This is a genomic window from Thiohalorhabdus sp., from assembly GCF_046545655.1.
GTDB lineage: Bacteria > Pseudomonadota > Gammaproteobacteria > Thiohalorhabdales > Thiohalorhabdaceae > Thiohalorhabdus.
Window position 1 is genome coordinate 1 of record NZ_JBKGZG010000032.1, and the last position, 18,509, is coordinate 18,509.

The window sequence follows — 18,509 nt, forward strand, 5'->3', positions numbered from 1 at the left end:
CCAAGGAGAAGTTTGAGCGCACCAAGCCGCACGTGAACGTGGGCACCATTGGTCACGTGGACCACGGGAAGACCACCCTGACGGCGGCCATGACCAAGGTTCTGTCCTCGGAATACGGCGGCGAGAGCCGGGAGTTCACGGACATCGACAACGCCCCCGAGGAGCGCGAGCGGGGCATCACCATCGCCACGGCGCACGTGGAGTACGAGACCTCCAACCGGCACTACGCGCACGTGGACTGCCCCGGGCACGCCGACTACGTGAAGAACATGATCACCGGCGCGGCGCAGATGGACGGCGCCATCCTGGTGGTCTCCGCGGCGGACGGCCCGATGCCGCAGACCCGGGAGCACATCCTGCTGGCGCGCCAGGTGGGCGTGCCGCAGATCGTGGTGTTCCTGAACAAGGCCGACATGGTGGACGACGAGGAGCTGCTCGAGCTCGTCGAGATGGAGGTCCGGGAGCTGCTCGACGAGTACGACTTCGCCGGGGACGAGACCCCGGTGATCGTTGGCTCCGCCCTGAAGGCCCTGGAGGGCGACACCGGCGAGCACGGCGAGGCCGCCATCAACAAGCTCGCCGAGGCCATGGACGAGTACATCCCGACCCCCGAGCGCCCGGTGGACCAGGACTTCCTGATGCCCATCGAGGACGTTTTCTCCATCTCCGGCCGAGGCACCGTGGTGACCGGCCGCGTGGAGCGGGGCAAGGTCCACACCGGCGACGAAGTGGAGATCGTCGGCCTCAAGGACACCCAGAAGACCACCGTCACCGGCGTCGAGATGTTCCGCAAGCTGCTCGACGAAGGCGAGGCGGGGGACAACGTGGGCTGCCTGCTGCGGGGCATCAAGCGCGAGGACGTGGAGCGCGGCCAGGTGCTGGCCAAGCCCGGCTCCATCACCCCGCACACCAAGTTCAAGGCCGAGGTCTACGTCCTGAAGAAGGAAGAGGGCGGCCGCCACACGCCGTTCTTCCAGGGCTACCGGCCGCAGTTCTACTTCCGGACCACGGACGTCACCGGCACGGTGGAGCTCCCCGAGGGCACGGAGATGGTGATGCCGGGCGACAACGTGACCATTTCCGTTGAGCTGATCGCGCCCATCGCCATGGAGGACGGCCTGCGCTTCGCCATCCGCGAGGGCGGCCGGACCGTGGGCGCCGGCGTGGTCGCCGAGATCCTGGAGTAAATTCCATTATGGCCGTCGTGAAACAGCAAAAGATCCGCATCCGCCTCAAGGCCTACGACCACAAGCTTCTGGACCATTCGGCAGCGGAAATCGTCAATACGGCCAAGCGTACCGGGGCCCGCGTGCAAGGCCCCGTTCCGCTTCCCACACGCGTGGAGAAGTTCACCGTCCTGCGGTCGCCGCATGTGGACAAGCGCGGCATGGACCAGTTCGAGTGCCGCACCCACAAGCGCCTGCTCGACATCGTGGACCCCACCGATCAGACGGTGGACGCCCTGATGAAGCTGGACCTGGCGGCCGGCGTCGACGTTCAGATCAAGCTCTAGCGGGATCAGCTCATGGCTATCGGTGTAATCGGAAAGAAGATCGGGATGTCGCGCGTGTTCACCGAGTCGGGGGAAAGCGTTCCCGTAACGGTGATCGAGGTGACCCCCAATCGGGTCACCCAGGTGAAGGACCCCGAACGGGACGGGTATTCGGCGGTGCAGGTGACCGTCGGCGAGCGCAAGCCGCATCGCACGCCCAAGCCCCTGGCCGGCCACGCGGCCAAGGCCGGGGTCGCCCCGGGCCGTGTCGCCCGGGAGTTCCGCCCCGCCGAAGGGGAGGAGCTGCCCGAGGTCGGCGGGAGCCTGGAGCTGGACCGCTTCGAATCGGGCCAGCGCGTGGACATCACCGGCATCACCAAGGGTCGGGGCTACGCCGGCACGATGAAGCGGTGGAACTTCGGTGGCGGCCCCGCCAGCCACGGTGCCCACAAGATCCATCGCAAGCCCGGGTCCATCGGCCAGATGCAGGATCCCGGCCGGGTGTTCAAGGGCAAGAAGATGTCCGGGCAGATGGGCGGGCGCAAGGCCACCCAGCAGAATCTGGAAGTGGTCCGGGTGGACACGGAACGCAACGTCCTGCTCGTGCGGGGTGCGATCCCCGGCGCCAAGGACTCCGACGTCCTCGTCCGCCCGTCCGTCAAGGCGTAGTTTTCCGAAGGGGTCGGTACCCGGCCCCTTCCCGGAGAGAACAGGAAATTCAGCGCTAACGCCGGGAGGTGGTCCTTACCTGGGGGGTGCGCCGTCCGAGCGGCCGCACGAACCCACACCAGCCCCGGTAGGGAACAGGCGCGTACCTGGACCGGCTTGTTGCCGGGGGCCGCGCCTTCGTGAACCGAAGCCGAAAACCCCGGTGATTACGGCGGGCTGAAAGGGAAAACCATGCAGATCCCAGTGAAGACCCCTGCGAACGAAGACAAGGGCACGGCCCAGCTGGCCGACGAGGTCTTCGGCGTCCCCTTCCGTGAGGGGCTGGTCCATCAGGTGGTCCAGGCCACCCTGGCCGGCCAACGGACCGGGAACCACGACACCAAGACCCGCGGCGAGGTTGCCGGCGGCGGGCGCAAGCCCTGGCGCCAAAAGGGTACCGGGCGCGCCCGGGCCGGTACCATCCGCAGTCCGCTGTGGCGGGGCGGCGGTACGGTGTTCGGCCCGACGCCGCGCTCCTACGCCCAGAAGGTCAACAAGAAGATGCGTCAGGGCGCGATTCGGTCCCTGCTCTCCGAGCTTGCCCGCCGCGAGGAGCTCCTCGTGGTGGAGGATCTCGGGGTGCAGGAAGGCAAGACCCGGGAGCTGGCCAGTACGCTGAAGGCCCTGGGGGCCTTGGACGCCCTGGTCATCACCCCCTCCGGCGATGAGCAGGTCGCTCGCGCCGGCCGCAACCTGCCGCGGGCGGACGTGATGCCGAGCAACCAAGTCGGGGCCCTCGCCCTGGTGTCGCACGCCAAGGTGGTGACCACCGAGAGTGCCCTGCGCGAGCTGGAGGAACGCCTCTCATGAACCACGAACGGCTGACCCAGGTGCTGCGTGCGCCCATCGTCACCGAGAAATCCACCCGGCTCCGCGCGGAGGGCAACCAGATCGCCTTCGTGGTGGCGCCCGACGCCACCAAGCGCGAGATCAAGAAGGCCGTGGAAGACCGCTTCGGGGTCGATGTGGAGAACGTCCGGACCGCCAACGTGAAGGGCAAGCCCAAGCGTTTCGGTCGCATCCAAGGGCGCCGGAAGGATTGGAAGAAGGCCTACGTCCGCCTCCGAGAGGGCCAGGACATCGACTTCTTCGGCGCGGAATAAGGGTAGGAGCCTCGAATGCCGACCAAGAAACGCAAACCCACCTCTCCCGGGAGCCGCTACCGGATTACGGTGCTGCAGCCGGAGCTCCACAAGGGAGAGCCGGAAAAGAGCCTCATCGCAAAGAAGACCCGGACCGACGGCCGCAACGACGACGGCCGGATCTCGGTTCGGCGGCGGGGTGGTGCGCACAAGCGCCGGCTGCGCATTGTCGACTTCAAGCGGGACAAGGACGGCATTCCGGGGCGGATCGAACGCCTGGAATACGACCCGAACCGTAGCGCGCATCTGGCTCTGGTGGTGTACGCCGACGGCGAAAAGCGTTATATTATTGCGCCTCGCAACATCAAGGTGGGCGACCAGATCCAGTCTGGCGAGGAAGCGCCCATCCGCCCGGCCAATTGCTTACCGATCCGGAACATCCCTACCGGGACGGTAATCCATAACGTCGAGCTCAAGCCCGGCAAGGGCGGCCAGATCGCCCGCTCCGCCGGTGCCAGCGCCCAGCTGCTCGCCCGCGAGGGCCGGGAGGCCCAGGTTCGCATGGCCTCCGGCGAGGTTCGTCGCGTGAGCGTTGACTGCCGTGCCGTGATCGGCGAGGTGGGCAACTCGGATCACGCCAACCAGGTTCTGGGGAAGGCGGGCGCGAGCCGCTGGCGGGGACGCCGCCCCAAGGTGCGGGGCGTCTCCATGAACCCGGTTGATCACCCCCATGGGGGCGGCGAGGGCCACACCAAGGGTGGGCGGCACCCGGTTACCCCGTGGGGCCAGCCCACCAAGGGCCACCGTACCCGGAACAACAAGCGCACGGAAAAGCTGATCGTCCGTCGCCGGAAGAAGAAGTAGGCCCGCGCGGCAAGAGGGAGCGTATCGATGCCTCGTTCAATCAAGAAGGGGCCCTTCGTCGACGACCACCTTCAGAAGAAGGTGGAAGCGGCCTCGGCGGGGGGCGACAAGAAGCCGATCAAGACCTGGTCGCGGCGCTCGACCATCACGCCGGAGATGATTGGTCTGACCATCGCCGTCCATAACGGCCGCCAGCACATCCCGGTGGCCGTCAACGAGAACATGGTCGGCCACAAGCTCGGGGAGTTTGCCCCTACCCGCAACTTCCGGGGGCACAAAGTGGACAAGAAGGCGCGTCGGTAATGAGTGAAGAAAAGCTGGAAGCACGGGCCATAACGCGGTCGGTGCGGCTTTCTCCGCGCAAGACCCGGCTGGTGGTGGACCAGATCCGGGGCAAGCCCGTCGAGCAGGCCCTGGAGTATCTGACCTTCGAGCGGCGGAAACCGGCTCACTACGTCCGCAAGACCCTGGACTCCGCCATCTCGAACGCCGAGCACAACGAGGGGCTGGACGTGGACCAGCTCGTGGTCAAGGAAGCGTTCGTGGACGAGGGCCCGAGCCTGAAGCGGTTCCGGCCCCGGGCGATGGGGCGGGCCACCATGATCCAGAAGCCCACCAGCCACATCACCATCGTGGTGGCGCAGGCATAAAGGGACGCACGCTATGGGACAGAAAGTCCACCCGATCGGGATGCGCCTGGGGATCGTCAAGAACTGGGATTCCCGCTGGCTGGCGGAGCGGAAGGAGTACTCCGACCAGCTCGCCGAAGACATCCGGATCCGCAACTTCATCGAGGACCGGCTTCGCCACGCCGCCGTCTCTAAGGTGGTGATCGAGCGCCCGGCCCGGAACGCCCGGATCAGCATCTACACCGCCCGCCCGGGGATGGTGATCGGCAAGAAGGGCGAGGACATCGAGAAGCTGCGCCGGGAGGTGCAGAAGCTCTCCTCGGAGCAGATCCACATCAATATCGAGGAGATCCGCAAGCCCGAGACCGAGGCCATGCTGGTGGCGGAGAACGTCGCCCAGCAGCTCGAGCGGCGGGTCTCCTTCCGGCGGGCCATGAAGCGTGCCGTGGGCAACGCCATGCGGCTGGGCGCCCAGGGCATCAAGATCTCCGCCGGCGGCCGGCTCGGCGGCGCCGAGATCGCCCGCACCGAATGGTACCGGGAAGGCCGCGTGCCGCTGCACACCCTTCGCGCCGACATCGACTACGGTCTGGCCGAGGCCAAGACCACCTACGGCGTGATCGGCGTGAAGGTGTGGATCTTCAAGGGCGAGGTGCTCGAGGAGCAGGAAGCCTCCGCGTCCACCTCCGCTCAGGCCCAGGCCGGCTAGGCGCACTGGAGAAGAGGCCATGCTACAGCCGAACAAGACCAAGTATCGGAAGCAGCAGAAGGGGCGCAACCGCGGCCTGGCTTACCGGGGCGACAAGATCAGCTTCGGGTCCTACGCGCTGAAGGCCACCGGACGGGGCCGCATCACCAGCCGCCAGATCGAGGCCGCCCGTATCGCAATCACCCGGCACATCAAGCGGCGGGGCAAGGTCTGGATCCGGGTGTTCCCCGACAAGCCCGTCTCCAAGAAGCCCGCCGAGGTTCGCATGGGCAAGGGCAAGGGCAACCCGGAGTTCTGGGTGGCCCAGGTGCAGCCGGGCCGGATCCTCTACGAGCTGGAGGGGGTCCCCGAGGACATCGCCCAGGAGGCCATGCGGCGGGCCTCGGCCAAGCTCCCCTTCAAGACCCGGTTCGTCAGCCGCGGCGGCGGCAACTAGGAGGCGGTGATGGCGAGCAAAGCGGAGGACATTCGGAACCTGAGCGCGGAAGAGCGGGCGCAGAAGCTCAAGGACCTTCGGGACGAGCAGTTCAACCTGCGCTTCCAGCACAGCACTGGTCAACTGGAGAACACGGCCCGGATGCGCCAGGTTCGCCGGGAGATCGCCCAGGTCAAGACGGTTATGAACGAACAGGTCGAGGCGGCGGAATAACATGGCTCAGGAAACCCGTAAGCGCCGGATGAATGGCGTCGTGGTCAGCAACAAGGGCGAGAAGACCGCCGTGGTCCGCGTGAATTACCGGCGGCCGGACGAGCTCTACGGTAAGTATGTGCGGCGTTCCACCAAGCTTCATGTCCACGACCCGGAGAACACCTGCCAGGAAGGGGACTTCGTGACCGTCGAGGAGGCCCGGCGGGTCTCCAAGAACAAGGCCTGGCGTCTCGTGGAAGTCGTGGAGAAGGCCGTACAGGTCTAGGCCGCGCCGAGCCCTGAGGGGAGATAGCTAATGATTCAGATGCAAACCCGTCTAGGGATTGCCGACAACAGCGGGGCCCGCGAGGTACAGGCCATCAAAGTGCTCGGCGGCTCCAAGCGGCGATTCGCGAACATCGGCGATGTGATCAAGGTGACCGTTAAGGAGGCCGCCCCCCGTGGCCGCGTCAAGAAGGGCGGGGTCTACAACGCGGTGGTGGTTCGCTCCGCGAAGGGCGTGCGGCGGCAGGATGGCTCCGTGATCCGGTTCGACCGGAACGCGGCGGTTCTGCTCAACGACTCCCTCGAGCCCATCGGAACCCGGATCTTCGGTCCGGTGACCCGGGAGCTCCGTTCCAAGAACTTCATGAAGATCATTTCCCTGGCCCCGGAAGTCCTGTAAAGCCCGCGGGAGAGTGGCAGATGCAAAGAATCAAGAAAGGCGACGATGTGGTCGTCCGTAGCGGGAAGGACGCCGGCAAGCGCGGCACCGTTCAACGGGTTCTCCCCCGGGACAACCGGGTGGTGGTCGCCAACGCGAACATGGTGAAGCGGCACGTCCGGCCCAACCCGCAGGCAGGGATCGCGGGGGGGATCCAGGAGCGGGAGGCCGCCTTGGAGCTGTCCAAGGTGAACCCCTTCTGCCGGACCTGTAACAAGGGTGTCCGGATCGGATTCAAGACCCTCGAGGATGGTCGCAAGGTACGGGTGTGCCGTTCCTGCGGCGAGGCATTGGACAGTTAGGAGTGTCGGCGATGCAAGCCCGGTTGCAGCAGCGCTACAAGGAGGAGCTCGCTCCCCGGCTGTTGAAGGAGTTCGGCTACGCCAGCCCCATGCAGGTCCCCCGGCTGGAGAAGATCACCATCAACATGGGGGTCGGGGATGCCGCGCGGGACCGCTCCGCTCTGGATAACGCCATGGAGGAGCTGGCCGCCGTAACCGGCCAGAAGCCCATGGTCACGCGGGCGCGGAAGTCCGTGGCCGGTTTCAAGATCCGGGCTGGCATGCCGGTGGGGTGCAAGGTCACGCTGCGGCGCGAGCGGATGTACGAGTTCCTCGAGCGCTTCATTCAGGTGGCCTTGCCCCGGATCCGCGATTTCCGCGGCCTCAACGGCAATTCCTTCGACGGCCAGGGCAATTACGCCATGGGCGTGACCGAACAGATCATCTTCCCCGAGGTGGATTACGAGAAGATCGATCGCGTCCGGGGAATGGACATCATCTTTTCCACGACGGCACCCACCGACGAGGAAGCCAAAGCCCTCCTCGACGGCTTCGGGATGCCGTTCCGGAACTAGGCAAGAAGTGAGGTAGGCCGTGCCACGGAAATCGTTAATCGCCAAGGCCAAGCGCAAGCAGAAATTCACGGTGCGGGAGTACAACCGCTGCAACAACTGCGGTCGTGCGCGCGGCTATTATCGCAAGTTCGGACTGTGCCGGCTCTGCCTCCGGAAGCACGCCCTGAAGGGCGAGGTTCCGGGCGTGACGAAGTCCAGCTGGTAGTGGGGGCTGAGCAATGAGCATGACCGACCCTATCGCCGACATGCTGACCCGGATCCGCAACGGGCAGATGGCCGAGAAGCATTCGGTCAGCATGCCGGCCTCGAAGCTGAAAACCGCCGTCGCCCGCATCCTTCAGGAAGAAGGGTTCATTGCCGGCCATGAGGAGCACGACGAGGGCAACGGGAAGCGTACCCTGACCGTCGAGCTGAAGTACTTCAACGGCGAGCCGGTGATCACCCACCTTCAGCGGGCCAGCCGCCCCGGTCTCCGCCGCTACGCCGGCGCCGACGAGATCCCGAAGGTGCTGCGCGGCCTCGGGGTGGTGATCCTCACTACGTCCAAGGGCGTGATGACCGATCGCCAGGCTCGGGCCGAGAACATCGGCGGCGAGCTACTCTGCACCGTCTACTGAGGGGAACGGACCCATGTCCCGTATCGCAAATGCCCCCGTGCGGGTCCCGGAAAAGGTCGAGGTCACCATCGAGCCCGAAACCATCCGAGTGACGGGCCCCCAGGGCGAGCTGGAGCAGCCCGTGCACCCACGGGTCCGGATTGAGGAAGAGGAAGGCGCCCTGCGCTTCCGCCCTACCGACAGCTCCCGGAAGTCCGTGGCCTTCGCGGGTACCATGCGCTCCCTGGTGAACAACATGGTCACCGGCGTAAGCGAGGGCTTCGAGCGGCGCCTGGAGATCAACGGAGTTGGGTACCGGGCGGACGCCAAGGGGCAGACGCTCAACCTGCAGCTTGGCTTTTCCCATCCGGTGGCCTACGAGATCCCGGAAGGGGTGTCCGTCGCCGTGGAGGGCAATGCCGTCGTGGTTCGCGGGGCGAGCAAGGAGGCCGTCGGTCAGGTGGCCGCCGACATTCGCAGCTTCCGTCCGCCCGAGCCGTACAAGGGCAAGGGGATTCGCCTTGCGGATGAGCGCATTATCCGCAAAGAAGCCAAGAAGAAGTAGGCGGAGCCATGAGCAAGATCACGAAGAATCATCGCAGGCAACGGCGCGCCCGCAAGGCCCGCGCGAAGATCCGCGAACAGGGCAAGGCCCGCCTGGCGGTCTTCCGGTCCTCGAAGCACATCTACGCGCAGATCATTGACGACCAGCAGGGCCACACGCTGGCCAGCGCCTCCACCGTGGACAAAGAGCTGGCCAAGGACCTATCCCAAAGCGGCAACGTGGAGGCCGCCAAAAAGGTGGGCGCGACGCTGGCCGAGCGTGCCAAGCAGGCCGGGGTCGGCGATGTGGCCTTCGACCGGGGCGGGTTCCAGTACCACGGCCGGGTCAAGGCCCTCGCCGAGGCCGCGCGCGAGAACGGCCTGAAGTTCTAGAAAAGGAGACGGTTGTGGCAGGCGCGAATCCAAAAGCCGATACCCCGGCGGACGATCTGCAGGAAAAGCTGGTCAACATCAACCGCGTGGCCAAAGCCGTCAAGGGCGGTCGCCAGTTCGGTTTCGCCGCCCTCGCGGTGGTCGGCGACGGCGAGGGCAAGGTGGGCTTCGGCCGGGGCAAGGCCCGGGAGGTGCCGGACGGCATCTCCAAGGCCATGGACCAGGCCCGCAAGCACATGCGGCACTATCCCCTGCACGGGGACACCCTCTTCCACACGGTGGAGGGCACCCACGCCGGCGCCCGCGTCCTTCTCAAGCCCGCGAGCCCGGGTACTGGCATCATCGCCGGCGGACCGGTCCGCGCCGTTATGGAGGTTATGGGGATCAAGGACGTGCTGGCCAAGTCCCTGGGATCCTCCAACCCGGTGAACGTGGTGCGGGCCACCTTCGACGCCCTGGACCAGATGGTCAGCCCGGACCAGATGGCCGCCAAGCGGGGCAAGCCCGTGGACGAGATCTGGAGCTAGAGACGATGGCAGGTACCATCCGGATAACCCTAACCAAGAGCCCCATCGGCTCGAAGCAGAAGCACCGCGCCACCCTCCGTGGGCTGGGCCTGCGCCGGATGAACCATACCGTGGAGCGGGAGGACACCCCGCAGGTCCGCGGCATGGTCCGCGCGGTCGCCCACCTCGTGCGAGTCGAGGAGCCAGCATGAAGATCAACGAGCTGAAGCCGGCCCCGGGAAGCCGCAAGCCGCGCAAGCGGGTGGGTCGCGGGGAATCCTCCGGCTGGGGTAAGACCTCCGCCAAGGGGCACAAGGGCCAAAAGGCCCGTTCGGGTGGCTCCATCAAGGCGGGGTTCGAGGGCGGCCAGATGCCCCTGCAACGGCGCTTGCCCAAGCGGGGCTTCCACAACCGCTTCGCCGAACGGTACGCCGAGATTCGGCTGGACCACCTGAACGCCTTCGAGGACGGGGCCGAGATCACCGAGGAGGCCCTGCGGCAGGCCGGGATCATGAAAGGCGCCGACCGTTGGGCCAAGCTCCTCGGGTCCGGGAACCTGGAACGCCGGGTGACGGTGAAGCTGACCAAGGTCACCGGGGGCGCCCGTAAGGCGGTGGAGGCCGCCGGCGGGACCGTGGTGGAGGGCTAAGGCCCTCCCCGCCCGGAGCCGGCGGGCCGGGCCAAAACGCCCGGCGGCCGCTCACCGTTGGTCCTTCGGAAACGGGCTACCAGCGCTGGAATTCCTCATGAACAAGGCGGTATAAGCCATGGCAGTCGGGAGCAGCCTCGGCGGGCTCGCCCAGGTCGGGAACCTGACCAAGGTCGATGAGCTCAAGCGGCGCATTCTGTTCGTCCTCGGCGCCCTGATCGTCTACCGAATCGGCGCGCACATCCCCACTCCGGGTATCGACCCCGACGCGCTGGCGAATTTCTTCAGCCAGCAGGAAGGCTCGATGCTCGGGCTGTTCGACATGTTCTCCGGTGGCGCCTTATCACGGCTGACGGTGTTCGCCCTCGGCATCATGCCGTACATCTCCGCCTCCATCATCCTCCAGCTGGGGACGGTGGTCTCCCCGAAGCTTGAGCAGCTGAAGAAGGAGGGGGAAGCCGGGCGGCGGAAGATCAACGTCTATACCCGTTACTTGACGGTGGCCCTGGCAACCTTCCAGGGGCTGGGCGTTTCCATCGCCCTGGAGTCCATGGAATCCGGTGGCAGTCAGGTAGTCCTGGATCCGGGCTGGGGCTTCCGCGTCACCACGGTGATCACCCTGGTGGCCGGTACTACTTTCTTGATGTGGCTGGGCGAGCGGATCACCGAGAAGGGCATCGGCAACGGCATCTCGCTGATCATCTTCGCCGCCATCGTGTCGGGCTTGCCATCGGCCCTGTACGGCACCCTGGAGCTGGCCCGTACCGGCGAGTTCCAGCCGCTGTTCGTTCTGTTTTTGTTGGTGATGGCCCTGGCGGTGACTGGGTTCATTGTTTTCATGGAACGCGCGCAGCGCCGGATCACCATTCAGTATGCCAAGCGCCAGGTGGGGCAGAAGATGTTCGGCGGGCAGAGCACTCATCTGCCCCTCAAGGTGAACATGGCCGGGGTGATCCCCCCCATCTTCGCCTCGAGCATCATCCTGTTCCCGGTGACCGCGGCCAACTGGTTCGGGACCTCGGAGGGCATGGGCTGGCTGCAGCGGGCCGCGGAGGCCATCTCCCCCGGCCAGCCGCTGTATGTGGTGCTGTACTCCATCGCCATCATCTTCTTCTGCTTCTTCTATACGGCCATCGTTTTCAATCCGCGGGACACGGCCGATAACCTGAAGAAGTCCGGCGGCTTCATCCCGGGTATTCGCCCCGGCGAGCAGACGGCCAACTACGTGGATCGGGTGCTGACCCGGCTGACTTTCTTCGGCGCCCTGTACGTGACCGCCGTGTGCCTGCTGCCCGAGTTCCTGATCGTGAATTGGAACGTTCCCTTCTACTTCGGCGGGACGTCCCTGCTGATCATCGTGGCGGTGACCATGGACACCGCCAACCAGATCCAATCCCATCTTGTCTCCCATCAGTACGAGGGCCTGATGCGGAAGGCGCGACTGAAAGGTGGTCGAGGCTGATGACCCGATTGGTCCTACTTGGCCCTCCGGGGGCCGGAAAGGGTACCCAGGGGCAGATGCTCTCCCAGCGACTGGGAATCCCCCAGATCGCCACGGGCGACATCCTTCGCAACGCGGTGGCCACCGGCACCGACATCGGGCGGAAGGCGAAATCCTACATGGACGCCGGGGACCTCGTTCCCGACGAGATCATGGTGGAGATCATCCGCGAACGCCTCCAGGAGGCCGACGCCCGGAACGGCTACATCCTGGATGGCTTCCCCCGCACCGTGGCCCAGGCCGAGGCCCTCGACGAGATGCTGGAGGCCATCGGCCAACGACTCGACCTCGTCGTCCACGTGGATGTGGAGAACGAGACGCTTGTGGAGCGGCTTTCCGGCCGGCTGATCTGCCGGGATTGCGGTGCCACCTATCACGTCCGCTTCCATCCGCCCGCCAAGGACCGGGTGTGCGATGAATGCGGGGGCGAGCTGTATCAGCGGGAGGACGACAAGGAGGAAACCGTCCGCTCGCGCCTGGAGGTCTTCGCCGAGCGCACCCAGCCCCTGGTGGACTATTACCGTCAACAGGGCATCTACCACAAGGTGGACGGGGACCGGGAGCCCGAGACCGTGCTTGGCGACATCCTTCGGCTCACTGAGGCAGGGTAACGAGGACGTATGGCCAAGGAAGACACCATCGAGATGCAGGGCGAGATCGTCGAGACCCTGCCCAACGCCACCTTCCGGGTGGAGTTAGAGAACGGGCACGAGGTGATCGCCCACATCTCCGGAAAGATGCGGAAGAACTACATCCGGATCCTGCCCGGGGACAAGGTGACCGTGGAGCTCACCCCCTACGACCTAAACCGGGGCAGGATCACTTACCGGGCGAAATGATCCGGACGCGAGGCCGGTCGGGACTGAGGAGAGATACCATGAAAGTGCGTGCGTCGGTTAAGCCGATCTGTCGGAACTGCCGTGTCATCAAGCGGAAGGGCCGAGTCCGGATCATCTGCTCCGATCCGCGGCATAAGCAGCGGCAAGGTTGACCGCAGAGCGGTTGCTGGCCTAAAATTCATTCTTTTCCCTCCGCCAACCCGGCGGGGCGGATGGATATGTAGCGAATACGAGGAATACCTATGGCCCGCATTGCAGGTGTCAATATCCCCGTGCGCAAGCGGGTGGAGATTGCCCTGACCTACATCTATGGGATAGGTCACACCCGAGCGAAGGAAATCTGCCAGCAGGCCGGGGTGGACCCTTCCACGCGCGTCAAGGATCTCACCGACAGCGAAGAGGTGGCGATCCGGGACGCGGTGAACGGGTACACCGTGGAGGGCGACCTGCGCCGCGAGGTGACCATGAACATCAAGCGCCTCCGGGATATTGGCAGCTACCGGGGAATCCGGCACCGGCGAGGCCTGCCCGTTCGGGGTCAGAACACCAAGAACAATGCGCGCACCCGGAAGGGCCCGCGCAAGCCGATCAACCGCTAGTGCGGCCAGCACAGAGGCAGTGAACGGGAAATGGCAAAGCAACAGCGCCGCGCCACGCGCACGAAGAAGAAGGTCAAAAAGAACGTAGCCGAGGGGGTGGCCCACATCCAGGCCACCTTCAACAACACCCTGGTGAACATCTCCGACCGGCAGGGCAATACCCTTTGCTGGTCCACGCCGGGGGCCACCGGGTTCAAGGGGTCGCGGAAGAGCACGCCCTTCGCCGCCCAGGTGGCCGCGGAGCAGGCCGCCAGGGTGGCGCAGGAGCACGGGATCCAGAGTCTGGATGTGGAGGTGAAGGGACCGGGACCGGGCCGGGAGTCGGCCGTTCGCTCCCTGCACGCGGCGGGCATCAAGATCACCAGCATCCGCGACGTGACGCCCCTGCCCCACAACGGTTGCCGGCCGCCGAAGAAGCGTCGGGTGTAACCAAACAACGAGGGTGTGGAGTTAGCCTTGGCGAAATATACCGGTCCCAAATGCCGCATCTGCCGTCGGGAGGGCGAGAAGCTCTACCTGAAGGGCGAGAAGTGCTACACCGACAAGTGCGCCATCGAGAAGCGCCCCTATCCGCCGGGGGAGGCGGGCCAAAGCCGCCGCCGGCAGTCGGAGTTCGGCCTCCAGCTGCGTGAGAAGCAGAAGGTCCGCCGCACCTACGGCCTCATGGAAGACCAGTTCCGGCGGGTGTACAAGGAGGCCGCCCGGCGCAAGGGCAACACCGGCGAGCTGCTCTTGCAGCTGCTGGAGCGTCGGCTGGACAACATCGTCTACCGGATGGGCTTCGCCAATTCCCGCGCCGAGGCGCGTCAGGTGATCCGGCACAACCAGGTCCAGGTGAACGGCGGGCGGGTCAACATCCCCTCCTACCAGGTCAACGCCGGCGACGAGATCGCCGTGGCGGAAGGGGCGCGCCAGCAGGGCCGCGTCCAGGCCGCCGGCCAGCGGGCCGAGGACCTGGGGCGGCCCGAGTGGCTGCAGGTGGACGCCGGCAACTTCAAGGGCACGGTCAAGTCCATCCCCGAACGCTCGGAGCTTTCCTCCGCGGTCAACGAGCACCTCATCGTGGAGCTGTACTCCAAGTAAGGGGCGGCCGGGCGCAAACCCGCCCGGTGACCCCCTCCCAGTCCGATGCGGCGGGCCCCGCTTGGCGGGGTCCGCTCATCCTTTCCAGATCGTCGAGAGGGAGTGGCGGCCATGGCGGACGCCTTGATTACACCGGACAACATCGAGATCGAGCCCAATGGGAATCGCGGGGCCAAGGTGACCCTCGAGCCGCTTGAGCGTGGCTACGGGCACACGCTCGGCAACGCATTGCGGCGGATCCTGCTGTCCTCCATGCCTGGGACGGCGGTCACCAAGGTGCAGATCGACGGGGTTCTCCACGAGTTCGGATCCATCGAGGGCATCCGGGAGGATGTGGTGGACATCATCCTCAACCTCAAGGGCCTGACGGTGGCCATCTCTGGGGACCACGAGGAAATCACCCTACGTCTTAGCAAGGACAGCGAAGGTGTGGTGACCGCAGCCGATTTCGAGGTTCCCGCCGATGCCGAGGTGATCAATCCCGACCTTGAGATCGCCCACATCGCCTCCGGCGGCAGCCTGAGCATGGAAGTCACCGTATCCCGGGGCCGGGGGTACGAGCCTGCCGCTCTGCGGGAGGATGACGGCAGCTCCACCATCGGCGTGATCCCCGTGGACGCCACCTACACCCCCATCACCCGGGCCACCTACAAGGTGGAGAATGCCCGTGTGGGTCAGGTGACCGACTACGACCGCCTGATCCTGGAGGTGGACACCGACGGCAGCCTCTCGGCCGAGGAAGCGGTCCGACGCGCCGCGGAGCTGCTGCGCAGCCAGCTCAACATCTTCGTGGAGCTGGCCCCTTCCGCCCCCACAGAGAGCCGCGAGGGCGAGCGCTCCGAGGTGGACCCCAATCTCCTCAAGAGCGTCGACGACCTGGAGCTCTCCGTGCGCTCGGCCAACTGCCTGAAGGCGGAGAATATCCGCTTCACCGGGGACCTGGTTCAAAAGACCGAACAAGAGCTGCTCAAGACCCCCAATTTCGGGAAGAAGTCCCTGAATGAGATCAAGGAGGTGCTTGCCTCCATGGGGCTTTCCCTGGGCATGAAACTGGAGAACTGGCCGCCCGAGAACCTGCCCGAGCTTGAGGAGGAGGGCACCGGCGACCAGCAGGTCGGCTGACCAGTCGACCCCGGCGGCCGAAGCCGGACAAGGAATCATAAAGGGATTCAAGCATGCGTCACCGCAAATCCGGTCGGAAACTGAATCGCCGCGCCTCCCAGCGCAAGGCCCTGTTGCAGAACCAGGCCAAGTCGCTGATCGAGCACGAGCGAATCACCACCACGGTGCCCAAGGCCAAAGAGCTCCGTCGCTATGTGGAGCCCATGATCACCAAGGCCAAGGAGAACACCGTGCACCGCAAGCGCCTGGCCTTCGCCAAGCTGCAGGACCGGCGGGCCGTGGGCAAGCTGTTCGATGACCTTGGGCCCCGGTTCCAGCAGCGCTCCGGCGGATACACCCGCATTCTGAAAGCGGGCTACCGGGAGGGGGACAACGCCCCCATGGCCATCATTGAGCTGGTGGACCGCCCCGAGGCAACCGAGGCAACCGAGGCCGAGTAAGGCCGGCACGGCCTCGCGGGGAGGAAAACGGGCCGGGTCCTGCAAGGGCCCGGCCCGTTTCGTTTCTCCCGGACTCGAGGAGGGACCCATGTCCCAACCGGTGATCGCACTGTTCACGGATTTCGGCCTCAGCGACCCCTATGTGGGCCAGATGCACGCCCGGCTGGTGGCCGAAGCGCCCCAGGCCCGGGTCGTCGACCTCCACCACTACGCCCCGGCCTTTCGGCCGGGCCCGGCGGGGCTCCTCCTGGAGGCGCTGGTGCCCCACCTGACCCCGGGGTCGGTGGTGGTCGGGGTGGTGGATCCCGGGGTCGGCACGGCGCGTGGCACCCTGGCGGTCGCCACGTCCGAGCATTGGTTCGTGGGCCCGGACAACGGCCTTTTCGCCCCGGTGATCGACGAGCCGGGGGGCCGGTGCTTCCGTATCCGGGAACCGGGAGGGACCCCCCTGTCCGCCAGCTTTCACGGACGGGACCTTTTCGGGCCGGCCGCCGCCGCGCTGGCCCGGGGGGATCGGATGGTGCTCGGCGAGGCGGTGCCGGAACCGGTGCGCGGGGAAGCCCGGCGGGATGCCGTCCTGTACGTGGACCACTACGGCAACCTGATGACGGGCCTGAAACCCGAGGGCGCCGGCTCGCCTCGCCTGCGGGTTGCCGGCCAAACGGTCCCCTTTGCCCGCACCTTCGGCGAGATGGAGCGGGGGCAGCTCTTCTGGTATCGGAACAGCCTGGACCGCGTGGAGGTGGCCGCGCGCGAGGCCTCTGCCGCCAACCTCCTCGGCGTCGGGCTGGGGAGCCCCGTTGCGTGGGAAGGGGCTACCTGAGCCGGGGAGGCGGCCCGCGGACCCGTGGCGGGGTTGTTTCCCCCTTCGCCAGGCGCCCCCGCCACGGGCCTTGCTGCAACCCGGCCCATGGGTGGCCCGAGCTGCGCGTGGGCCGGCGGGGAATTGACTCGCACGACGGCGGGGGCCACGTTGGCGGGGGAGGAAGAGCTTATGGCCGCATCGGCGGAGCCCGCCCCGCTGCTTCTCCCCGGGACCCTGGTGACCGCGTCCCCCGTGGCGGCGGCCCTTGAGACCGCGCCCTTCGGGGTTGAGGTGGAGGGCGGGGCGGTATGGACCGGCCGCAACGACGTGCGCATCCCCGGGGGCTCCGTCCGGCACCCGCTTCGACCTGCAGGATCTAGCCGGTACTGGTCCCGAGGGCTTCTTTCGGGTCTACCTGAACTGGACTCCGGCCTCCAGACACGGGTTGCGTCTCGGGGTGGCCCCGCTGGAGATTGACGGAACGGGGGCGCTCCCCGCGCAGGTCCGCTTCGCGGCTCCGCCTTCGAGCCGGGTCCCACCGAGGCCACCTACCGGTTCACCACCTACCGACTTACCTACCGCTACACCCTGGCGGAATCCGCCGCCTCCCTCTGGCGGGTGGGGCTGACCGGGCTCGTCCGGGACGCCAAGGTCCAGCTGGAACAGGACGGGCTCCGGGCGCGGGACACCAATGTCGGCTTCGTGCCCCTCCTGCATCTGGACGGGCGCCACCGCCTCGGCCATTCATGGGAGCTTTCCTGGGACTTCGACGGGCTGGCCGCTCCCCAGGGACGAGCCCTCGATCTGGGCCTGAAGGTGCTGCGGGATGTGGGAGACGGGTGGCAGGCGGGATACGGTTACCGGACCCTGGAGGGGGGAGTAGACAACGACCGGGTGTTCAACTTCTCCTGGATCCATTACGGCTTTCTCGCCCTTACCTACCGGTATTGAGGGCGGGCCGCACCCTCCCCAGCGTGTCGTCCTCAGGGACCCGGGGGAAGCCGTCCGGCACCTCAGGTGGCTTCGGGTTTGATCTCCGGGGCAGCGGGGGTCTCAGTGGGCTGAGCCTCGCGGCGCTCCTCCACCTTGGCGTTGATGATGTTCTTGAGGGCCAGGAGGAAGCCGAGGACCAGGAAGGCGCCCGGGGGCAGGATCATGAGCAGGAAGCTGCCGTACTCGGGGATGACCGTGGTCTCCATCCAGGCCCAGGCCGGCCCGAACATGTTCCCGGCCCCCGCAAACAGGGTGCCGTTGCCCAGGAGCTCCCGGATCATCCCCAGGACCAGCAGCACGCCGGTGAAGCCCATCCCCATCATGAAGCCGTCCCACGTGGCCAGGGGCACGGGGTTCTTGGAGGCGAAGGCCTCCGCCCGCCCCAGCAGGGTGCAGTTGGTCACGATGAGGGGCACGAACAGGCCCAGCACCTTGTGTAGGTCGTGGAAGTAGGCGTTCATGAGGAGGTCCACCGCCGTGACGAAGGAGGCGATGAGGATCACGAAGGTAGGGAGGCGCACTTCCTCGGGCACAACGTTCCGCACCAGCGAGACTGCTGCTCCGGAGAGGGTGAGCACCAGGGTGGTGGCGATCCCCATGCCCAGTCCGTTGACGGCGGTCCCGCTCACCGCGAGGAGGGGGCACAGCCCCAGCAGCTGAACCAGCACCGGGTTCAGGTCCCACAGGCCGTTGCGGCCCACCTTCTTCACTTCGTCCAGGGTGACTTCGCTCATGACTCCGTCCTCGG

At 66.4% G+C, this 18,509-nt stretch carries 34 protein-coding genes; 33 read left to right on the top strand and 1 reads right to left on the bottom strand.

All coding sequences use genetic code 11. The features are described from left to right. The 33 genes from tuf to ACLFRB_RS08370 all read left to right on the top strand — a co-directional run. Positions 1-1,187, top strand: a 1,187-nt coding sequence (gene tuf, locus ACLFRB_RS08210; protein WP_411068531.1) for an elongation factor Tu, incomplete at its 5' end; no start/stop codon positions are given. 17 nt (positions 1,188-1,204) lie between these two features. After that, positions 1,205-1,513 carry a 30S ribosomal protein S10 gene (gene rpsJ / locus ACLFRB_RS08215; RefSeq protein WP_411068569.1) on the top strand — a complete coding sequence of 103 codons (309 nt, stop codon included), beginning with the start codon at positions 1,205-1,207 and terminating at the stop codon, positions 1,511-1,513. Positions 1,514-1,525: 12 nt separating this feature from the next. After that, on the top strand, positions 1,526-2,161 hold the full coding sequence (gene rplC / locus ACLFRB_RS08220; protein ID WP_411068532.1) for a 50S ribosomal protein L3: 636 nt from the start codon (positions 1,526-1,528) through the stop codon (positions 2,159-2,161). A 231-nt stretch (positions 2,162-2,392) separates the two neighbouring features. Beyond that, positions 2,393-3,010 (top strand): 50S ribosomal protein L4, encoded by a 618-nt coding sequence (gene rplD / locus ACLFRB_RS08225; RefSeq protein ID WP_411068533.1) that lies wholly within the window; start codon positions 2,393-2,395, stop codon positions 3,008-3,010. Next, entirely contained in the window at positions 3,007-3,303 is a 297-nt protein-coding gene (rplW, locus tag ACLFRB_RS08230) for a 50S ribosomal protein L23 (RefSeq protein WP_411068534.1), read from the top strand. Before rplD ends, rplW begins: the two co-directional genes overlap by 4 nt. 15 nt (positions 3,304-3,318) lie before the next feature. Then, on the top strand, positions 3,319-4,146 hold the full coding sequence (rplB, locus tag ACLFRB_RS08235; protein ID WP_411068535.1) for a 50S ribosomal protein L2: 828 nt from the start codon (positions 3,319-3,321) through the stop codon (positions 4,144-4,146). A gap of 27 nt (positions 4,147-4,173) precedes the next feature. Then, the gene (gene rpsS, locus ACLFRB_RS08240) at positions 4,174-4,449 is read left to right on the top strand and encodes a 30S ribosomal protein S19 (RefSeq protein ID WP_411068536.1); all 276 of its coding nucleotides are present in this window, start codon (positions 4,174-4,176) and stop codon (positions 4,447-4,449) included. Further along, positions 4,449-4,796, top strand: a complete 348-nt coding sequence (gene rplV, locus ACLFRB_RS08245; RefSeq protein WP_411068537.1) for a 50S ribosomal protein L22 — start codon at positions 4,449-4,451, stop codon at positions 4,794-4,796. The genes rpsS and rplV overlap by 1 nt, the downstream gene beginning before the upstream one ends. A 13-nt stretch (positions 4,797-4,809) precedes the next feature. Continuing rightward, the gene (rpsC, locus tag ACLFRB_RS08250; protein ID WP_411068538.1) at positions 4,810-5,484 is read left to right on the top strand and encodes a 30S ribosomal protein S3; all 675 of its coding nucleotides are present in this window, start codon (positions 4,810-4,812) and stop codon (positions 5,482-5,484) included. Positions 5,485-5,503: 19 nt separating this feature from the next. Further along, complete coding sequence (gene rplP, locus ACLFRB_RS08255) at positions 5,504-5,920, top strand: 50S ribosomal protein L16 (RefSeq protein WP_411068539.1); 417 nt, start codon at positions 5,504-5,506, stop codon at positions 5,918-5,920. A gap of 9 nt (positions 5,921-5,929) precedes the next feature. Further along, on the top strand, positions 5,930-6,133 hold the full coding sequence (rpmC, locus tag ACLFRB_RS08260) for a 50S ribosomal protein L29 (RefSeq protein WP_411068540.1): 204 nt from the start codon (positions 5,930-5,932) through the stop codon (positions 6,131-6,133). 1 nt (position 6,134) lies between these two features. Continuing rightward, positions 6,135-6,398, top strand: coding sequence for a 30S ribosomal protein S17 (gene rpsQ / locus ACLFRB_RS08265; RefSeq protein ID WP_054965194.1), 264 nt, complete (start codon positions 6,135-6,137; stop codon positions 6,396-6,398). A gap of 30 nt (positions 6,399-6,428) precedes the next feature. Further along, positions 6,429-6,797, top strand: a complete 369-nt coding sequence (gene rplN / locus ACLFRB_RS08270; RefSeq protein ID WP_054965195.1) for a 50S ribosomal protein L14 — start codon at positions 6,429-6,431, stop codon at positions 6,795-6,797. 20 nt (positions 6,798-6,817) lie between these two features. Next, positions 6,818-7,138, top strand: a complete 321-nt coding sequence (gene rplX, locus ACLFRB_RS08275) for a 50S ribosomal protein L24 (protein ID WP_411068541.1) — start codon at positions 6,818-6,820, stop codon at positions 7,136-7,138. Positions 7,139-7,149: 11 nt separating this feature from the next. Beyond that, positions 7,150-7,692 (top strand): 50S ribosomal protein L5, encoded by a 543-nt coding sequence (gene rplE, locus ACLFRB_RS08280; protein WP_411068542.1) that lies wholly within the window; start codon positions 7,150-7,152, stop codon positions 7,690-7,692. 19 nt (positions 7,693-7,711) lie between these two features. Continuing rightward, positions 7,712-7,897: a type Z 30S ribosomal protein S14 gene (locus ACLFRB_RS08285; protein WP_411068543.1), complete on the top strand. Its 186-nt coding sequence runs from the start codon at positions 7,712-7,714 to the stop codon at positions 7,895-7,897. A 13-nt stretch (positions 7,898-7,910) separates the two neighbouring features. Beyond that, positions 7,911-8,309 carry a 30S ribosomal protein S8 gene (rpsH, locus tag ACLFRB_RS08290; RefSeq protein WP_411068544.1) on the top strand — a complete coding sequence of 133 codons (399 nt, stop codon included), beginning with the start codon at positions 7,911-7,913 and terminating at the stop codon, positions 8,307-8,309. A 13-nt stretch (positions 8,310-8,322) separates the two neighbouring features. Then, on the top strand, positions 8,323-8,853 hold the full coding sequence (gene rplF, locus ACLFRB_RS08295) for a 50S ribosomal protein L6 (protein ID WP_411068545.1): 531 nt from the start codon (positions 8,323-8,325) through the stop codon (positions 8,851-8,853). An 8-nt stretch (positions 8,854-8,861) separates the two neighbouring features. Beyond that, a complete protein-coding gene (gene rplR, locus ACLFRB_RS08300; protein ID WP_411068546.1) occupies positions 8,862-9,224 on the top strand; it encodes a 50S ribosomal protein L18 in 363 nt (120 codons plus the stop codon). A 14-nt stretch (positions 9,225-9,238) separates the two neighbouring features. Then, a complete protein-coding gene (rpsE, locus tag ACLFRB_RS08305; RefSeq protein WP_411068547.1) occupies positions 9,239-9,751 on the top strand; it encodes a 30S ribosomal protein S5 in 513 nt (170 codons plus the stop codon). Between the two features lie 5 nt (positions 9,752-9,756). Beyond that, complete coding sequence (gene rpmD, locus ACLFRB_RS08310) at positions 9,757-9,942, top strand: 50S ribosomal protein L30 (protein ID WP_054965203.1); 186 nt, start codon at positions 9,757-9,759, stop codon at positions 9,940-9,942. Continuing rightward, positions 9,939-10,379, top strand: coding sequence for a 50S ribosomal protein L15 (rplO, locus tag ACLFRB_RS08315; protein ID WP_411068548.1), 441 nt, complete (start codon positions 9,939-9,941; stop codon positions 10,377-10,379). Before rpmD ends, rplO begins: the two co-directional genes overlap by 4 nt. Before the next feature lie 118 nt (positions 10,380-10,497). After that, on the top strand, positions 10,498-11,841 hold the full coding sequence (gene secY / locus ACLFRB_RS08320; RefSeq protein WP_411068549.1) for a preprotein translocase subunit SecY: 1,344 nt from the start codon (positions 10,498-10,500) through the stop codon (positions 11,839-11,841). After that, the gene (locus tag ACLFRB_RS08325) at positions 11,841-12,491 is read left to right on the top strand and encodes an adenylate kinase (RefSeq protein ID WP_411068550.1); all 651 of its coding nucleotides are present in this window, start codon (positions 11,841-11,843) and stop codon (positions 12,489-12,491) included. Before secY ends, ACLFRB_RS08325 begins: the two co-directional genes overlap by 1 nt. Positions 12,492-12,500: 9 nt before the next feature. Next, the gene (gene infA, locus ACLFRB_RS08330; RefSeq protein ID WP_054965206.1) at positions 12,501-12,719 is read left to right on the top strand and encodes a translation initiation factor IF-1; all 219 of its coding nucleotides are present in this window, start codon (positions 12,501-12,503) and stop codon (positions 12,717-12,719) included. A gap of 38 nt (positions 12,720-12,757) precedes the next feature. Continuing rightward, positions 12,758-12,871, top strand: coding sequence for a 50S ribosomal protein L36 (gene rpmJ / locus ACLFRB_RS08335; protein WP_074471390.1), 114 nt, complete (start codon positions 12,758-12,760; stop codon positions 12,869-12,871). Between the two features lie 90 nt (positions 12,872-12,961). Beyond that, the gene (gene rpsM / locus ACLFRB_RS08340) at positions 12,962-13,318 is read left to right on the top strand and encodes a 30S ribosomal protein S13 (protein WP_411068551.1); all 357 of its coding nucleotides are present in this window, start codon (positions 12,962-12,964) and stop codon (positions 13,316-13,318) included. Positions 13,319-13,348: 30 nt separating this feature from the next. Next, positions 13,349-13,747: a 30S ribosomal protein S11 gene (gene rpsK / locus ACLFRB_RS08345; protein ID WP_054965208.1), complete on the top strand. Its 399-nt coding sequence runs from the start codon at positions 13,349-13,351 to the stop codon at positions 13,745-13,747. 27 nt (positions 13,748-13,774) lie between these two features. After that, positions 13,775-14,401 carry a 30S ribosomal protein S4 gene (gene rpsD, locus ACLFRB_RS08350; protein WP_411068552.1) on the top strand — a complete coding sequence of 209 codons (627 nt, stop codon included), beginning with the start codon at positions 13,775-13,777 and terminating at the stop codon, positions 14,399-14,401. A gap of 111 nt (positions 14,402-14,512) precedes the next feature. Continuing rightward, positions 14,513-15,523 carry a DNA-directed RNA polymerase subunit alpha gene (locus tag ACLFRB_RS08355; protein WP_411068553.1) on the top strand — a complete coding sequence of 337 codons (1,011 nt, stop codon included), beginning with the start codon at positions 14,513-14,515 and terminating at the stop codon, positions 15,521-15,523. A 53-nt stretch (positions 15,524-15,576) separates the two neighbouring features. Beyond that, positions 15,577-15,963 (top strand): 50S ribosomal protein L17, encoded by a 387-nt coding sequence (gene rplQ, locus ACLFRB_RS08360; RefSeq protein ID WP_411068554.1) that lies wholly within the window; start codon positions 15,577-15,579, stop codon positions 15,961-15,963. Between the two features lie 88 nt (positions 15,964-16,051). Further along, positions 16,052-16,786: an S-adenosyl-l-methionine hydroxide adenosyltransferase family protein gene (locus ACLFRB_RS08365; RefSeq protein WP_411068555.1), complete on the top strand. Its 735-nt coding sequence runs from the start codon at positions 16,052-16,054 to the stop codon at positions 16,784-16,786. A 600-nt stretch (positions 16,787-17,386) separates the two neighbouring features. Then, complete coding sequence (locus ACLFRB_RS08370; RefSeq protein ID WP_411068556.1) at positions 17,387-17,719, top strand: hypothetical protein; 333 nt, start codon at positions 17,387-17,389, stop codon at positions 17,717-17,719. 62 nt (positions 17,720-17,781) lie between these two features. Here ACLFRB_RS08370 and ACLFRB_RS08375 read toward each other — a convergent pair whose 3' ends face one another. After that, entirely contained in the window at positions 17,782-18,495 is a 714-nt protein-coding gene (locus ACLFRB_RS08375) for an electron transport complex subunit E (RefSeq protein ID WP_411068557.1), read from the bottom strand. Positions 18,496-18,509 lie beyond the last annotated feature (14 nt).

Bases quoted from the DNA above. Each gene is read 5' to 3' on its own strand.
- rplC (WP_411068532.1), top strand. From the start codon at position 1,526: ATGGCTATCGGTGTAATCGGAAAGAAGATCGGGATGTCGCGCGTGTTC.
- rplD (WP_411068533.1), top strand. From the start codon at position 2,393: ATGCAGATCCCAGTGAAGACCCCTGCGAACGAAGACAAGGGCACGGCC.
- rplW (WP_411068534.1), top strand. From the start codon at position 3,007: ATGAACCACGAACGGCTGACCCAGGTGCTGCGTGCGCCCATCGTCACC.
- rplB (WP_411068535.1), top strand. From the start codon at position 3,319: ATGCCGACCAAGAAACGCAAACCCACCTCTCCCGGGAGCCGCTACCGG.
- rpsS (WP_411068536.1), top strand. From the start codon at position 4,174: ATGCCTCGTTCAATCAAGAAGGGGCCCTTCGTCGACGACCACCTTCAG.
- rplV (WP_411068537.1), top strand. From the start codon at position 4,449: ATGAGTGAAGAAAAGCTGGAAGCACGGGCCATAACGCGGTCGGTGCGG.
- rpsC (WP_411068538.1), top strand. From the start codon at position 4,810: ATGGGACAGAAAGTCCACCCGATCGGGATGCGCCTGGGGATCGTCAAG.
- rplP (WP_411068539.1), top strand. From the start codon at position 5,504: ATGCTACAGCCGAACAAGACCAAGTATCGGAAGCAGCAGAAGGGGCGC.
- rpmC (WP_411068540.1), top strand. From the start codon at position 5,930: ATGGCGAGCAAAGCGGAGGACATTCGGAACCTGAGCGCGGAAGAGCGG.
- rpsQ (WP_054965194.1), top strand. From the start codon at position 6,135: ATGGCTCAGGAAACCCGTAAGCGCCGGATGAATGGCGTCGTGGTCAGC.
- rplN (WP_054965195.1), top strand. From the start codon at position 6,429: ATGATTCAGATGCAAACCCGTCTAGGGATTGCCGACAACAGCGGGGCC.
- rplX (WP_411068541.1), top strand. From the start codon at position 6,818: ATGCAAAGAATCAAGAAAGGCGACGATGTGGTCGTCCGTAGCGGGAAG.
- rplE (WP_411068542.1), top strand. From the start codon at position 7,150: ATGCAAGCCCGGTTGCAGCAGCGCTACAAGGAGGAGCTCGCTCCCCGG.
- rpsH (WP_411068544.1), top strand. From the start codon at position 7,911: ATGAGCATGACCGACCCTATCGCCGACATGCTGACCCGGATCCGCAAC.
- rplF (WP_411068545.1), top strand. From the start codon at position 8,323: ATGTCCCGTATCGCAAATGCCCCCGTGCGGGTCCCGGAAAAGGTCGAG.
- rplR (WP_411068546.1), top strand. From the start codon at position 8,862: ATGAGCAAGATCACGAAGAATCATCGCAGGCAACGGCGCGCCCGCAAG.
- rpmD (WP_054965203.1), top strand. From the start codon at position 9,757: ATGGCAGGTACCATCCGGATAACCCTAACCAAGAGCCCCATCGGCTCG.
- rplO (WP_411068548.1), top strand. From the start codon at position 9,939: ATGAAGATCAACGAGCTGAAGCCGGCCCCGGGAAGCCGCAAGCCGCGC.
- secY (WP_411068549.1), top strand. From the start codon at position 10,498: ATGGCAGTCGGGAGCAGCCTCGGCGGGCTCGCCCAGGTCGGGAACCTG.
- ACLFRB_RS08325 (WP_411068550.1), top strand. From the start codon at position 11,841: ATGACCCGATTGGTCCTACTTGGCCCTCCGGGGGCCGGAAAGGGTACC.
- infA (WP_054965206.1), top strand. From the start codon at position 12,501: ATGGCCAAGGAAGACACCATCGAGATGCAGGGCGAGATCGTCGAGACC.
- rpmJ (WP_074471390.1), top strand. From the start codon at position 12,758: ATGAAAGTGCGTGCGTCGGTTAAGCCGATCTGTCGGAACTGCCGTGTC.
- rpsM (WP_411068551.1), top strand. From the start codon at position 12,962: ATGGCCCGCATTGCAGGTGTCAATATCCCCGTGCGCAAGCGGGTGGAG.
- rpsK (WP_054965208.1), top strand. From the start codon at position 13,349: ATGGCAAAGCAACAGCGCCGCGCCACGCGCACGAAGAAGAAGGTCAAA.
- ACLFRB_RS08355 (WP_411068553.1), top strand. From the start codon at position 14,513: ATGGCGGACGCCTTGATTACACCGGACAACATCGAGATCGAGCCCAAT.
- rplQ (WP_411068554.1), top strand. From the start codon at position 15,577: ATGCGTCACCGCAAATCCGGTCGGAAACTGAATCGCCGCGCCTCCCAG.
- ACLFRB_RS08365 (WP_411068555.1), top strand. From the start codon at position 16,052: ATGTCCCAACCGGTGATCGCACTGTTCACGGATTTCGGCCTCAGCGAC.
- ACLFRB_RS08375 (WP_411068557.1), bottom strand. From the start codon at position 18,495: ATGAGCGAAGTCACCCTGGACGAAGTGAAGAAGGTGGGCCGCAACGGC.